At 37.4% G+C, this 14,169-nt stretch carries 11 protein-coding genes; 5 read left to right on the top strand and 6 right to left on the bottom strand.

Translation table 11 applies throughout. The features are described from left to right. The first annotated feature begins 299 nt into the window (after nucleotides 1-299). The 3 genes from FFR48_RS05720 (at nucleotide 300) to FFR48_RS05710 (ending at nucleotide 4,790) form a co-directional block, all read left to right on the top strand. Nucleotides 300-2,030: a type IV secretory system conjugative DNA transfer family protein gene (locus FFR48_RS05720; protein WP_096573023.1), complete on the top strand. Its 1,731-nt coding sequence runs from the start codon at nucleotides 300-302 to the stop codon at nucleotides 2,028-2,030. 78 nt (nucleotides 2,031-2,108) lie between these two features. After that, complete coding sequence (locus FFR48_RS05715) at nucleotides 2,109-2,429, top strand: nucleotidyltransferase family protein (RefSeq protein WP_137666675.1); 321 nt, start codon at nucleotides 2,109-2,111, stop codon at nucleotides 2,427-2,429. A 72-nt stretch (nucleotides 2,430-2,501) separates the two neighbouring features. Continuing rightward, nucleotides 2,502-4,790 (top strand): hypothetical protein, encoded by a 2,289-nt coding sequence (locus tag FFR48_RS05710; RefSeq protein ID WP_096573025.1) that lies wholly within the window; start codon nucleotides 2,502-2,504, stop codon nucleotides 4,788-4,790. A 152-nt stretch (nucleotides 4,791-4,942) separates the two neighbouring features. Here the strand turns inward: FFR48_RS05710 and FFR48_RS05705 are convergent, their stop codons facing one another. From FFR48_RS05705 to cmr1, 6 genes are read right to left on the bottom strand one after another with little or no spacing between them, the layout of a single operon-like run. After that, a complete protein-coding gene (locus tag FFR48_RS05705; protein ID WP_096573026.1) occupies nucleotides 4,943-5,812 on the bottom strand; it encodes an RAMP superfamily CRISPR-associated protein in 870 nt (289 codons plus the stop codon). Then, nucleotides 5,809-6,243: a hypothetical protein gene (locus FFR48_RS05700; protein WP_236103999.1), complete on the bottom strand. Its 435-nt coding sequence runs from the start codon at nucleotides 6,241-6,243 to the stop codon at nucleotides 5,809-5,811. The genes FFR48_RS05705 and FFR48_RS05700 overlap by 4 nt, the downstream gene beginning before the upstream one ends. Continuing rightward, the gene (gene cmr4, locus FFR48_RS05695) at nucleotides 6,240-7,334 is read right to left on the bottom strand and encodes a type III-B CRISPR module RAMP protein Cmr4 (protein ID WP_015364339.1); all 1,095 of its coding nucleotides are present in this window, start codon (nucleotides 7,332-7,334) and stop codon (nucleotides 6,240-6,242) included. Before cmr4 ends, FFR48_RS05700 begins: the two co-directional genes overlap by 4 nt. Nucleotides 7,335-7,341: 7 nt before the next feature. Beyond that, nucleotides 7,342-10,113 carry a CRISPR-associated protein Csx11 gene (locus tag FFR48_RS05690; RefSeq protein WP_137666674.1) on the bottom strand — a complete coding sequence of 924 codons (2,772 nt, stop codon included), beginning with the start codon at nucleotides 10,111-10,113 and terminating at the stop codon, nucleotides 7,342-7,344. Beyond that, a complete protein-coding gene (locus FFR48_RS05685; RefSeq protein WP_096573105.1) occupies nucleotides 10,103-11,515 on the bottom strand; it encodes an RAMP superfamily CRISPR-associated protein in 1,413 nt (470 codons plus the stop codon). The genes FFR48_RS05690 and FFR48_RS05685 overlap by 11 nt, the downstream gene beginning before the upstream one ends. Nucleotides 11,516-11,525: 10 nt before the next feature. Then, nucleotides 11,526-12,581 carry a type III-B CRISPR module RAMP protein Cmr1 gene (cmr1, locus tag FFR48_RS05680; protein ID WP_236103998.1) on the bottom strand — a complete coding sequence of 352 codons (1,056 nt, stop codon included), beginning with the start codon at nucleotides 12,579-12,581 and terminating at the stop codon, nucleotides 11,526-11,528. Nucleotides 12,582-12,821: 240 nt separating this feature from the next. Here cmr1 and FFR48_RS05675 point away from each other — a divergent pair, with 240 nt between their 5' ends. Both FFR48_RS05675 and FFR48_RS05670 read left to right on the top strand, forming a co-directional pair. Next, nucleotides 12,822-13,691, top strand: a complete 870-nt coding sequence (locus tag FFR48_RS05675; RefSeq protein WP_137666673.1) for a bifunctional DNA primase/polymerase — start codon at nucleotides 12,822-12,824, stop codon at nucleotides 13,689-13,691. A 9-nt stretch (nucleotides 13,692-13,700) separates the two neighbouring features. After that, nucleotides 13,701-14,168 carry a hypothetical protein gene (locus FFR48_RS05670; protein WP_137666672.1) on the top strand — a complete coding sequence of 156 codons (468 nt, stop codon included), beginning with the start codon at nucleotides 13,701-13,703 and terminating at the stop codon, nucleotides 14,166-14,168. Nucleotide 14,169: the final 1 nt, after the last annotated feature.

Genomic DNA, 14,169 nt, shown 5'->3' with positions numbered 1-14,169 from the left:
GCATTTTTTCCGGGCTATACTAACAGTAACTATCTCTAGCCCTGATGATTACGTCAAGTCTGGCTGAAATGAGAACATCCTCAAAGCCATACACAGACTGCCTTTTTAATTTTCGGACAGGTCTAATATTCATCTACAACAACTTTCAAATTTTCAAACCACACTCTTGCGCTCTTCTCTGCGCCTCCGCGTCTGGAGCGTGAGATAAAGAAAATGTAGTTATCTACTTGAAATGGCTGTAATACTAAATTTCTCAATCTTAGATTTAGATCAATCATTTTGAAATTTATATAATCACAATGAGTACAAACAACTTTATTTCCGAACTACAAAATCCCCAAGCACCAATTGGTAAATACACTCATTACCTCTTCTCTTCTAATGGGTTAGTGCTGACAGGATTATTACTCGGTTTTGTCTTCCTACAAATATTATCGGGAACGAAAAAAGGCAAATTAGCTACCAGTTATTTTGGGGGAAGAAAGGAGAAAGCTAAAGCCAAAAAGAAAGCTATCAAACAAATAGCTAATCCTCAATGTGATAGTGCTACTCTCTATATTGGTAGACACAAATTTACAGGTAAAAAAACTCAAGATAAAGAACCAGGAAGTCCCATACCGTTATACATACCAGATGTACAAAGAGGAACGGCAGTCATTGGTGCGCCCGGTAGCGGTAAATCATTTTCTGCTATTAACCCGATGATTTATAGTGCCATTGACCAAGGTTTTCCAATTGTTTTATATGACTTTAAATACCCAACTCAAGCTAAAGTTGCCAGTTATGCCAAAAAGATGGGTTATAAAGTCCATATCTTCGCTCCTGGTTTCCCTGAAAGTGAGGTGTGTAATCCCCTTGATTTTCTCCGAGATTCTACGGACGCGGAAACAGCAAGGCAGTTAGCAACTGTAATCAACAAAAATTTCAAAATGATGGCTGCTAGTAATGAGGATGCTTTTTTTGGTCCTGCTGGTGACCAGTTGACCGAAGCTATCCTGATGCTGACTAAGCAAACTCAGTATCCAGATATTATGACAGCGGCGGCTATTTTGAGTAGCGATCGCATGGTAGAAAGATTAATGGCTGCTAATCTCAATCCCTGGATTAAGATTGCTTTTGGTCAGTTGTTTAGTTCTGCTGGTTCTGAGAAAACGATTGCAGGTATCGCCGGTACTGCCAGTTTGATGTTTACCCGGTTTATGAAAAAGAATACTTTGGGGTGTTTTGTGGGTAAGACGACTCTACCTCTGGAAATCAAGGGTAAGCAGATGATTATTTTTGGGTTAGATAGGGAACGACGGGATGCTGTGGGTCCACTGTTATGCAGTATTTTACACATGACGGTAGCTAAGGCGATCGCTAAAAAAAGGCAAGATCCATTAGTTGTTGTTCTCGATGAAGTGCCTTCTTTATACCTACCAGACCTGTTTAGATGGCTCAACGAATCTCGTAGTGAGGGTTTTTGCGGCATTCTGGGTTGGCAGAACATGGGACAGTTAGAGAAATACTACGGTAAGGAGGTTGCTAAAACCATGCTGGGTGCTTGCGGTACGAAGTTCATTTTTAATCCAGGTGAAGAAGAATCAGCGCGGTTGTTTAGTGCTTACCTGGGAGATGAAGAAATTAAGTATAAGCAAAAATCTAAAAGCACTGGGGGAGGTAAAAGCAGTACCTCAATTTCCGAACAGGATAAAACACGGAAGTTATTTGAACCAGCACAGTTTTTGAAGTTGCCACCGGGGAAGTGTATATTTATTAATCCGGCTTACTGTAATCAAAATGAAGCTTCTGTTCCTTTATTAAAAACAATTAAAATACCGAAAGTTTTAATTAATATTGAGCAAGAAAATGACTCTAGATGGACAAGTTTGATTGCTCAATTAACAGAGAAAAGCACTCAACAACGTCCTACTCAAGAAGATTTAGATAAACGAGTGGCGGAGGTAAATAAATTATTTCCTGTTCCTCAGCAACCTGTACAAGCTGGTGCTGTACCATTACCTATTGATGCTTATAAAGGATTTTTCTAATTAGCAATGTTAACATAATTTAGATAGGGAGATTAAGAAACAGTTAGCCAAGATAGATTTTTCTCTGGAGGAATAGAAATGATACAGGATAGTGAACGAAAAATTGTTTCAGAGTTTCGCTCCCAACTGGAAGCAATAATTCCCATTTTAGATTTGCGGGTATTTGGTTCACGAGCGCGGGGTGATGCTACAGACGAATCAGATTTAAATGTGTTTATTAAAATTGCTGAATTAGATAGATACTGTCGAGAAAAAATTAGTGATATAGCCTGGGAAGTAGGTTTTAAATATGATCTAGTTATTTCCACCTTTGTAGTCACAGAAGCACAGGTAGAAAGGGGAGCTATGGGGGCTAGTCCCTTAGTGGCTAAGGTGTTACAAGAGGGTATTTCTATATGATAAATCAGCAACTAAAGTTATTAAATGAATCCTATTAATCCTTAAATTCTGACTTAAAATGGATATATTAATATGTTTGATGAAAGAGTAACGCAATTAGCAACTGCTTATCAAAAAACTGTTGACCATATAATTGATGAACTTCAAATCACTGCCTCAGTATTAGCAGAATTAATCCAGGCTTTAATAGATAAAGCTAGAGAAAAATTGCAGCAAGAACTAGAAAACATATCTGAAATTGAAGTACAAATAGGAAGTGAGAAATATCGGCTTGTTCCCGATGAGGAATGTCCTGGTGCTTGGAAATGGGAAGCTGCCGAAATGTCTAATGTTCAAGCGCAGAATATCGCCAAGCAGTTAATGTTAACAGCAGCAGATAATTCTCAAGACATCACAGATATTGTTCTATATAATAATAACTCTTCCTTAGCTATCATTGCTACTATTGAATCAGGTGATAAATTAACTGTTTACCAGCAAGATAATAAAGGTAAGTGTTATCATAACTGGGTAACGGAAAATTTAAACACTGAGGAAATTATTGCTGTTGTCTATGAACCCATAATTCGTTATTTACCTCCTAGTCAAAATTCCACAAGTAATAAAACAGAGTTAAAAGAAGAGTTAACAACAATTGTTAATGAACTGTTAGGTCAACTTTTTGGAAATCAAGATATTGAAAGTGAAGTTTTTGATAATGCTACAGAATCGGAATTTACAACATCAACAGAAAACACCAGAGAAAGCATTGAAATAGAGCATGAATTTACATTTGTTTTAGGTTCACCATTTGAAGAAGAGACTTTCATTTTTTGGGATGAAAATACTCCATTACCAGAACCACCTGTAGATGATTCACCAGAGTGGGATGATGCCAGGGATATACCTATGGCTGAAACAACATACATAGAGGAAGAAAATCAGACTGATTTTACTGATAAACAAGTTTCGACGAATGAGATAAAAACTGAAGAAACAGTCACAGATACAACACCTGAAACTGATACTAATAAAGAGAAGAATTCAGATAAATTTGTTGAAACAACAGAGGAAAAAATTGAAACACCAAAGCGAAGAGTTGCTTTTGCACCAAACTACAATGGTGTAGTTTCATCTCCAGCAATAACTTCTCCAAATCAGAAATGGGTTAGGGAAGTAGAAGTTCCTATTAAAAAGGATGTTGCAGCTAGTTGGCAAAAATTTCTAGGTTTGAACTGGCTGAAAATGCGGCATAAACTTAAAGTTGAAAATGCCAGAATTTCTGAAGCAGCAGTTGAACTTCTCAAAGCTTATGGAGAGACATTAACTGATGGTTCTAGAATTTACAGAAGTGATGCTTTTGTAATTAGAAAAGAAGGTGACAAGTATAGTATCCATCATCGCCGTGATGAATTATCTAACTTTTCTCATTCTCTAATGGAATTTACTGTCAATTCTCGTCAGGATATAAAAATTAAAGTTCCTCCTACACAAATGTTAGCAGTAGAAAGACAGGAGTTTTTGATACTAGCTGAGAAGATTTCGGGTGAGAAGAAATTACCACAGCTAGAAAATGCGGATATCAGAGATATTGCTAACCAACTAGGTTCTTTAGCACCTGCTGGCACTTTTGCAACGTTGGAAAGTTTTAGAAAGACTGAGGTATTGGGTTTACTCAATTCGGCTTTACAACAAGCTAAGACTGATAATTTAACTATAGGTGAATACACTATTTCTAGATCCAGAAATGTAGAAGCTGGGGTGGCACATTTGCAGCTACATAAAACTAATCATCAGGGTGAACAAGAAGAAATGGTATCTTTTACTCTCCATAAAACAGCAGAAGGTATTATTAAGCAGGTAGATTATCTTAATATTAGCGATTGGGATTTAACACAATTGAAGTTTATATCCCGCAATGCTCATTTGTTTGATTTGGAGAAGTATGGTTTAGTTGATAAAACCAAGGATGGTAGTAAGGAGGTTAAGAATATTGCTGATATACCAGTTCCTCTACATCCTGCACTTAAAAAAGTTTGGCAGGAAGTGGAAAGGGATAATTCTCATATTAATTCTTCTCTCTTTAATACAGAAGAGGTTAAAGCCGGTATTCGAGATAAGCTTGAAAAGTCTCAGGAGATGCTTTCTGTGGGTGAACAGAGGGAATTATATTTTCAACTTTTGGTTTTACAGAATTTAAAGGATGATGATTTGCTAAATAAAATACCACCATTGAGAGAGATAATGAATGATTTGGAAAAGTGGCGTAAGGAAATCATTGCAAATAAATATACTCCCAAAACAAGTATTTTGAGACAAAATATAGATGCCAGTATAAAATTTAATACATCTTCCAGAGAGGTATCTAAATTATCACTCTAAACAGCACTAAATTAAAAACAAAGCTTTTATGCCTTTATTATATTTTCCGAACTAAGGTTTTTATTTTTACAAATTGCTGTACAATTTCCCCTTGGTTGAAATTGAAGTTTCCTTGTGGGAATTATGTAAATCAGGTACTCGAAATATTGGATCTAGTCGTTAAACTTCCAGATGCCGAATTTTTGAATCACAAAAGTGGATGGTTGCTTTACCATACTCCCTGGAGTCCAACATAGTCCAGAAAATGCCACACTTTCTCCTGCTTGATTAGCTACTTTCCATTCTCTACCCACCAACGGTTCAATTTCTCCTTGAACTAATAAATTTTCTCTAGTTTCTGTATGAGCCAAAAGTCTGCTATTTCCTATATTTTCTACTATTTGAATTACAATAGAGATATTTTCAGATGTCCAAGTATAGGCATTAAATATTTTTTCAGATTCTGTTATTTCTTTTATTTCTTTTACTGCAACATCACCCCAACCATAACCTCGCTCACCTCCCATCTGTAAACGATAACAAGCCTCTTTCCATTGTACCGCACACTCTTCTTTTTCAACTTTTTCAAACACATATCCCACTAGATAAACCTGTTTACCCTCATCCAAAGTACGAGGTGAAATAAACTCAACTTCATGTAATAATCCTGGCTCTGCTGCTTGTTGAGGATATACTAAAGCAGTGCTGGCATAACTACTTAAAAAACAGCGCCGAAACAGACTTTCGTTTTCGTTTTCACTTCCCCAAGGCCATTTAACTTTATAAACTCCATTTGATTCAATAGCAGGATAAAAGTAAGTAAAAGCTAAATTATCATCAACTTTTTTCCCGTAGCATTCATACTGTTTTGTATCAGTTGCAGGTTCATCAGTTCCATTACGGGTTAATCGCATTGTCAATGCACCCCAAAATACACGCCCAGTCAAATAAGAACGGGTACGTTGTACATTCCCCACTTTGCCACAACCAATATGTAAAGGAGATTTGAGTTTAAAAACTACTTGATAGGCTCTCCAAGTCAAAGGTTTCCCTCCTGTTGATTATTATTTTTTGCTGTTTCTTCTTGACGAGCTTTTGCACCATAACGAGCATAAATCAACATTTGCTCTAATATTTCTTTTGTAAGTAATAATCGTTCTAAATCTTGAGTTACATTATCAGTAATATGTTTGAGTACAACACTGGAAGTAAGATCATTGGTTCCATTTTTTTGAGGTTTATTCCACTCAAAACCTAGTTTTTGTAATAGATTTAGCATTTCTTGAACTACAGCTTGACCATTAGCTTTTTCCTTAGCTAGTAAATAAAGAAAACAAGCATATACGCCATCTTCTTGTAAAACACCTAATGCTTTTGTGACTGTATTTTCTATATCACTAACTTTTTGATTTTTGGTATTAGTAATAATTGATTGTGCGTGTTGTGCCGCGAGGCGATCAAGATTAGCCATCATGCTTGACCTCCTTCAGTAGTTTCTATAGATGATCCAGAAGATGTTTGTTGATTACTCTGCAACGGGTTAAATAGTTCTTGAAGTTCAACAGTCTTAGGATCGCCAATCATTGCCATTCTTCCAAAACCCCGCGTTCCCATACCACCAACTCCCAGCCATTCAATCATTTTCAAACCAGATTTAACTACGCATAATGGACATTGCCAAGCACCTCCGGGTAAAGGATTTTTTGTTCCATCTTCCTTAAGCTTACCTGTTTCCTTAATTTCACCTAATGACCATCCTTTTTCACCACTGCGGTAATCATCTAAAACAACATCTGCGGTAAGAAAAGTAGCACGGGGAATGGCTTCATAAGTAAACAATGCCCCATCGTTGGCTGCACCAGTTTCTGGGTTAATTGCGACAGATGTTCTGACTTCTAAATTACTATTTACTACTTGGCTAAAAAGAGCATCTTTAACAATAACAATTTTGTTGATGGCTTTGTAGCGTTTATCATTTTGCCATTGAGGAGGTGCTTCTATTTCTGCTTTTATCTCAGCATTCAGCATTAACCAGCCTAGATTTAATCGTTTATCAGGTTTATCCGAATTATCCCAATTCAAAATAACAGTTTCAAGATTATCTGGCTCATCAGGTAAGTTAGTAAACCCTGCATCATCTAATCGCTCTCTCGTACTCACCCACACGGGACCGACCATTGAATGCACGGGGAATAGCAAAATGTGAGCATCAAAAATATTTACAACACCTGAGTAAGCAATCTCTTTCTTTTTAGGGTTTGGATTACCAGTTTGTGGATTATCACTATTACCTGAATGTAAATAACCAAAGGTGTAACAGATTGGGTTATTTTCAGGATTTTTAACATATTTTTGATCTTGTCCTGCGGCTTCGGGGGTTTCATATAACTGTGCTGCATAGGATCGCGCCGCACCATGTAAACTTGTACCGGGAATTTTCGGAATTTTAGTTCCTGGTTCTCGCACGATGCTATTATCAACTCGTCCTAAACGATAGCCTCCTGTACCGATATGAACAGGATCGAGAGTCATAAATAGGTAACGTTGTCGTTTGTAAGTTGCCATTAGTGTTTTACCGTTCTTTTAAAATTTCCATATACAAGTCTGTTATGTCTGCCAGTTCTCCTCGCACTGCTGCATTAATTAGTAGCTGGCGATTTTCTTGAGGAATATCTATCCATTTTTTATAGTCTTTAGTCCAAGCTGTATTAGCTAGTGTATCAGTGACAAACTGCTCAAATATTTTATCTTTCCATGATTCTTGTTTTATATCTTCCCCGTACCAGATATCACGGGTGGCTTCAATGCTGTAAATCACCTGATGACGCTGGGAGGTTTCGAGGTTTTTGAGAATTTTCCAGAGTGTTTGAATACGGTCTAGGTCTTCGAGGTAGAAGGGGCGAGTTTTGCGGGGACGGCGGTCTTTTTCGTCGTAGTGAATATCGAACCGTCGGGCGGTGCTGTCGAGGTATTCAAAGTCAAAGGTGGAGGGGGTAAAATAAATTTGGTCGCCTTCTTTTAAATCCCCAGCGTGAACTAACCAACAGGGTTCAGTTATACCAGGTCGCTGACTTTTGATTTTGCGCGATCGTCCATCTACTTCTTGATCATCTTTTGTTTTTACAAAAACGTAAGGATACCAATTATCATCTGTTGTTCCATCTCCCATTTTGTTAGGAACGTGCCAGGTGATTTTGCGATCGCCTTGAATTAACTCTGTATCGCTTTCAACTAAGTTTATTAGGCTGATAGTGATCGTTTCTTCAAATTGCTTCGTTCCATTTGCTAATTTCTGTTTTTCAGGAGGTAGTGTTCCTTGAGTTTTTGATTGCACTTGCCATAATTGTTGACTACTAGATTTATAGCTCAACATTTGTCGTCCAGCGTCTAAAGCAGACCGGAGGGGAGTACGACGATCAAAGTAGACAACACCTAAATGTAAGGGTAAGCGGTTACGGACTTTGCCCATTTCTCGTTCATATTTTGTTTTTATCACCTCAACTACATCAAGAGATTTTTCTGCTGGAACAAGAGCCATAAATGTACTAGGTTCAGAGAGAATAGGAATTATAGGACTGTATTCTTGTTCCTCAAATAAAACATTATTAATATTTAACTTACCTGGTAATTTATTAGAGCTTCCATATCCAGTTGGTTCTTCTATAAAGAATTGTTGATAACGTAACTGTTCAGCAATAAATTCAGCAGCTGATTCAATTTTTGAGTATTGTTCAGATTTAGCACCTAATTTCTTAGCAGCATAGCAAAGATTATCTGTGGTAATGAGCTTACAACCATTATGTAAAACACTTAGTTTTGTCGTTCCTAGAACCAGGTCATAAGAACCTAAAGACTGTAATTTAATCTGGTCAATATTATTGAATTCAATGCTAAGACGACCTTTTATTTTTGGTAGTTTTGTGTCTGCTAGTGCTGTTTGCCAAAACTGCTGAGTGGTACGCCAAACGCGCTGGATACGAGCAAAAGATGGCTTTTTTTCTGGTTCTTTAACACTTGGACTACACACAACCAATAAAGTTTTGATCATATCGCCACTCAGCCAATCATTCAAATCAAATTGACCAACAACTAAGGCTAAACGAGCATTATTATCAGCAACTTCATCAATCCAGATAGTATCTCTAGTTTCTATATCTTCTTTAGTTAAGTCTTGTAGCCATATTTTTGCTCTGTTACTGCGTCTTTCTAGGCAAATACTGCAAACATTTCTCGATTTTGCTTGTTCCTTTTTTTTCTTATCATTTCCTCCCCATCCCTGTGAACGAACACCACAAACTGTACAGATGTTAGAGATTTCTGATTGCCACCAGATATCTGAACAATCTTGAAAAGGAGTTATGTTAGGTAATTCCTGTTGTAATGCTTCATGTAGAACAATAGCTTTTTCATGTGATTTTGTAAGATAAACTTGAGGCTTTAGCTCTCCATTTATCTCAAACTCACGTTTCCACCCATTATTTAAGATTTGATTTTCAATAAGATTTAACAATTGGTTGCCATCAATATCATTCTCTAATTCTGGCACTAAAAAAGCACTACCATTTTCATCTCGATATACTTCATTTCCTAATGCGTAAGTTTCCTCCAAAAGTCTACGGACACAATTTAGTGCTAGTTGTAATGATTTTTTTCTTCCGTGCAAATCACCAATAGTTAGTGATCTCTCTAAAAAACTGAGTCCATCAAACCTAACCGATAAAATACGCCACTTTAGGTTATTTTCAGTAACTTTATTCTCTAAAATATATCGAGCGGCTATTGCTTTCCAAAAAGCTGCTGTAGCTGCTCCCCACTCTGAAAGTCTTACTTCATTAAGAGGTCGCCTTGTATCTCCAACTGCATTATTAAATGCTTGTTCTATGTTATGAATAAAAATATCGCGCTGATCAATACTTTGAACTGCTTCCAAAAGTTTTGATGAATTTTCTCCTAGTGTAATCTCAAATCCAAAAATAGACCCAATGAACTTGCTTTCCTCTCTAAGTCCTTGTTCTTCTTCAGGCTTATCTACATGAGCAACATCATGACATTTCCCTAATAATTTAATACGCCAGTCTAAAGAAAGTTTAGCTTTAGAAGGATTTTTCCCTTCTTTTATTATTTTTGCAAGCGAAGTATCTGCCGTAGATAAATTAAGTGGATCTTGTAGAGAACATCCTTCGAGACTAGATTTGACACGGGGAGTAGTTTGACTTGGATTAAAGTTGTTCCCCAAGCTGATCCACTGCTTAATACACTTATCCCAATCATGTAGAAATGCAGCCACTTCTCCTAAAAGCAAAGCGTCACGGTTATCCGCTAAATCTTGTAAATCATGAGTCATGGCTGATTTCCTTTCTTTGGTGTAGATGCTTTGCTATTTCCTTGGTGCGATCGCCTAACTCACTCAATTTATTAAAAGAAACTTCAGTCATAGCTGGTTTTGGCGTTAGTTTAGGTTCAGGTATTATTTCTAATATCGCAGTTTCAGCTATAGGCCGTTCATTATCCCACCACTTTTTAGCCTTATCGTAAAGTTGTCCAGTTTTTTTCCCAGACTTTCCTTGTAAGTATCGTTCTTTAGACTTGAAAGTACCATCAGGATTTAGAAAATCTGGATCTATTTGTCCAGGTGCAACCAGATAGCGAGGTAGATCGGGTTCTGATGGTTTTACTTCTGGTTCTGGTGGCTTTAGCTCTGGTATATCAGCCCGAATTGCTAACTCTCCCTGACTGTCAAGTTGATCCTCCACAATTCCAAAACCACTACTGGTCTTTGCTCCAAAACCATAAACCGTGAGCATCGCTTTTACCCCTTCTGCCACAATTTCTAAATCTTTAGCAACTTGGCTCTCATCAATTGCACCAAAAGGTACGTACAAAATCATAAACTTACCTGTTGCCCTGATTGGAACTGACTCAATCAAAATGGGATTTTTGCCTGTACTTTTTTTGCGATCATGCGGATTAATTACTTCCAAGGCAATCTTATCAAAGAACGTTGGATAAAAATAAAGCCGACCTGAAAAGAACCCGGTTGAAGATAGATAACGTCTAATGTATCGCTGATACAAACGCGCCAAATCTCTACCACCAAGATTATCGAGATAACTATCAAATTTTTTTTCATCTATCTGAAATCCATTTTCAGTGCCAAAAAGTCGCCCGATACTAACTCTTTTGGCTACAAATTCTTTCTTTTGCTGACGTTGTTTTCTTACCCCTTCATCTAAACCACACCACCACCCTGCCAATTGTTGAAGCATTGCATTATGTAAAGCCCCTTTCCAGCTTGTTGAAGCAACCATTGGGGTTTGAAATACCTTGTCTTTACGTACTGGATTATCAAGTAAATGGAAGGAGCGATCATCTTTACTCAAATAGGGTTTTTGTAGTTTGAAAGGTACACACAGCATAAAACTGAGTGCTGGTAAATTTTCAAGTTCTGAAATATTGGGAATGAATCGAAAATCTTCTGGTATTTTTTTTGTAGTGAGATTCTTTTGCCAAGCATCACGAACATGATTTTTGAGATCAGAGTTAAGAGCCTCATACCACAAGTAGGATAAGTGAGGTTCAATTTTAACAGCATCTGTAGCAGCTTGCTTTATTTCGTTTCCTGCTTGTTCACACACACTTTTATTATTGTCTCTTTTGCCTTTTTTAAATTTTTCTGAGGCTAGTTCAAATTTATTCAAAGAATCAATTAAATGCTCTTTTTCAAAAGCATAGTAATCATATTGCATTGCCATCCTCCTATATTTTTAATAAGCTTTGCAGAAAGGCTTTTTCATCAATCATTTTTCCAGTTTCAGAATCTCTACCTGAGTTTATTTCACGCCAAAGGGTTAGATTGTGGTTATTCTTCAAGTGTTCATGAATTTTCTCTACAACCGTTTCTCGATTCCAGATAGTATTGTAAATATCTGCTTGTTGAGGAATATAACCCCATACACGGATTACTATATTTCCATTTTCATCTTTATAAGGTCGAGATATTTTAACTTTAGCGGCTATAACATCACCTTTAACTGTACCCATAATAAAATGACGTATATTTTTATCTGATCTGAAAAGTTGTCGTAAATCATATTTCAAATCAAAGGTACTTCTTTCATCAAAATTTGAATCTTTAGAATGTATTTTTGCAAGAAAAATGTTTTGTAACGAAGGTAGTTTTCTATCAGATTCACTTCCGTTAGTGAGAATGAGCCAATCGTATAGAGGCTGAGTATCAATAATGCCAGCACACTCAATTTTAATTACACCAAACCCCATCTGAGAACGCGCTCCTAAAGCCGACCAATCAGCAATAAATTGAATTAGTCCAGCAATAATTTCAGGCTTGAATTTTGGATTGAAGCTTTGAATTTTAATAATAAAAGTGCCATTTTTAGGGGCATTTGGAGGGTTAGAATCTCGAAAATACCATTTTAGCTTACCTTGATCATTTGTATAAGTTCGATCTGCTGTAATAGTATGCTTAATTTGTGCATCAGAGATTTCAATCTCCTGTACCTCCAGACGAAACTGACGTTTCCAACCAGTTGCGCCAAACACTTCGCAGACCTTACAAAGTCCATTGTTAGGCTTCTTGGAATCGTATGAGCATTTTTGCTCAGTCGGATCACAGACCACACCCCCCATCCCGCGCACCAGAACCTCCATCCACCAGCGCAGACTACCAAGCAGTCCGGTTTCGTGAATGCGATCGCACTTTCCGGCCTCAATACCGCCTGTCCAGATTGGAGTGAGAGTTTTAATTTTTACTTCCATTGCCACTATCTGATACCCTTCACCAAGCGTATCCAATTTTTGAAGTTTTGGCTATAAAAGCAACTGTATCTACTGAATTTTATAGTAAGTCTGCTAACGCAGACTTAGCTAAAGAAATCAACAACTAAATTAACTACTGTTGTTTACTTCACTCTTTGCACAAGCAGCAAATCATACACCAAAAGCACATTATTTAGGTTTAATAACTTTTCTTCCCTTTGCAACCCCAATCAAAATTAAAACCCATGCTGAAAAAAACCACAAACCCAAAAACTAATTGATACCCTAAAACTACTCCCCCCACACTGGCCTATCATCCCCACTCAGGGAAAAAGACCATTAGGGTATCAATGGGAACAACACCCCTGGTCTCCTCAAACATTGCTGAACCAACTCCAACAATCTGAAAAAGTCCCAGTCAGAAACCGCTATCACGGTTTTTACAAAGTAACCCCCACAGGTATAGGTCTCCTTTGCGGTCAAAACTCCCAAGAATTTCTAATCGCCATAGACTGTGATGGATACAGCGCCCATGCAGCAATTATCGCACATCAACCACTACCCACCACAGTTGCATTTACATCAGGACGACCAGGAAGGGCGCAATATTTACTGAAATTACCAGGTAACAATCACCCCCAATTCAAATCCCGCAAAATCACCACCGCCCCCGGTGAAGTTTTAGAATTTAGAGGTACTAAACTACCATCAATACTTCCCCCCAGTATTCATCCAGAAACAGGTTATTATCGTTGGCTGAGTGGTTGTCGTCCTGACCAAATCGAAATAGCGATCGCACCATCTTGGGTAATTGAACAGATGACCAAACATGCGAAATCACCAAAAAGAGATTACCACAAAAACAGTAACTTTTTACCAACCAATCCAGAATTTACAGGTGAGGATACAGAAACAGCACTGTTACTACTAGAAATTATTCATCCTCGCTTTGCAGATAAATATGATTCATGGATCAAGGTGGGAATGGCTTTGAAATCAGTCAATCCTACCCTGCTTTCTGTTTGGGATGAATGGAGTCAGCTATCAGCTAAATACACACCAGGAGAGTGCGAATACAAATGGCAATCTTTCAGAAAATGGGGGATGAATATGCAGATTTTACACCGTTTAGCTAATCTTTCCTAACTACTAATTATGTCAAAAATCGAAACTCAACAAATTGTGGATGCAGATGTAGAAACTGACGATAACGATGCTGATTTCACCACCTCATTCACAGAAAATGATGTTGTTAACGTAGCCTCTGAAAAAGAAGATAGATTTGATTTTGACAGCAACACTATCATCTTAGGCATCCAAATTTTACCAGCCAATCAAAACGATTTACGGCAGGTGTTAATCACGGCTGGAATCAAGGGAGAACCACCAGTTATGCAAGTTACAACACTGCATGAAATTGAGGAGTATTCAGTAATAGCTGAAGTTCTCACGAAACTAGAAGCTATCTTACCACAAATAGCAGAACAATCACAACAAAGAGAGGCACAAGAACAGAAATTATCTGTCAACCAATCAGAGAATAACAAAATTGTCAATCCTCCTGATTTACCACCAACTAATACTCACAAAACTAACCCATCTAATCAATTAGCACTGTTTTAAT

Origin of the sequence: Sphaerospermopsis reniformis (genome assembly GCF_005402885.1) — a bacterium.
In the GTDB taxonomy this organism is placed as follows: domain Bacteria; phylum Cyanobacteriota; class Cyanobacteriia; order Cyanobacteriales; family Nostocaceae; genus Sphaerospermopsis; species Sphaerospermopsis kisseleviana.
The sequence above is the reverse complement of the archived record's forward strand: the minus strand, read 5'-3'. Positions and strand labels throughout refer to the sequence as shown.

Excerpts from the sequence above, each read along its gene's own strand:
- FFR48_RS05690 (WP_137666674.1), bottom strand. The coding sequence starts at position 10,113 with ATGACTCATGATTTACAAGATTTAGCGGATAACCGTGACGCTTTGCTT.
- FFR48_RS05685 (WP_096573105.1), bottom strand. The coding sequence starts at position 11,515 with ATGCAATATGATTACTATGCTTTTGAAAAAGAGCATTTAATTGATTCT.
- FFR48_RS05670 (WP_137666672.1), top strand. The coding sequence starts at position 13,701 with ATGTCAAAAATCGAAACTCAACAAATTGTGGATGCAGATGTAGAAACT.
- FFR48_RS05715 (WP_137666675.1), top strand. The coding sequence starts at position 2,109 with ATGATACAGGATAGTGAACGAAAAATTGTTTCAGAGTTTCGCTCCCAA.
- FFR48_RS05720 (WP_096573023.1), top strand. The coding sequence starts at position 300 with ATGAGTACAAACAACTTTATTTCCGAACTACAAAATCCCCAAGCACCA.
- FFR48_RS05710 (WP_096573025.1), top strand. The coding sequence starts at position 2,502 with ATGTTTGATGAAAGAGTAACGCAATTAGCAACTGCTTATCAAAAAACT.
- cmr4 (WP_015364339.1), bottom strand. The coding sequence starts at position 7,334 with ATGGCAACTTACAAACGACAACGTTACCTATTTATGACTCTCGATCCT.
- FFR48_RS05700 (WP_236103999.1), bottom strand. The coding sequence starts at position 6,243 with ATGATGGCTAATCTTGATCGCCTCGCGGCACAACACGCACAATCAATT.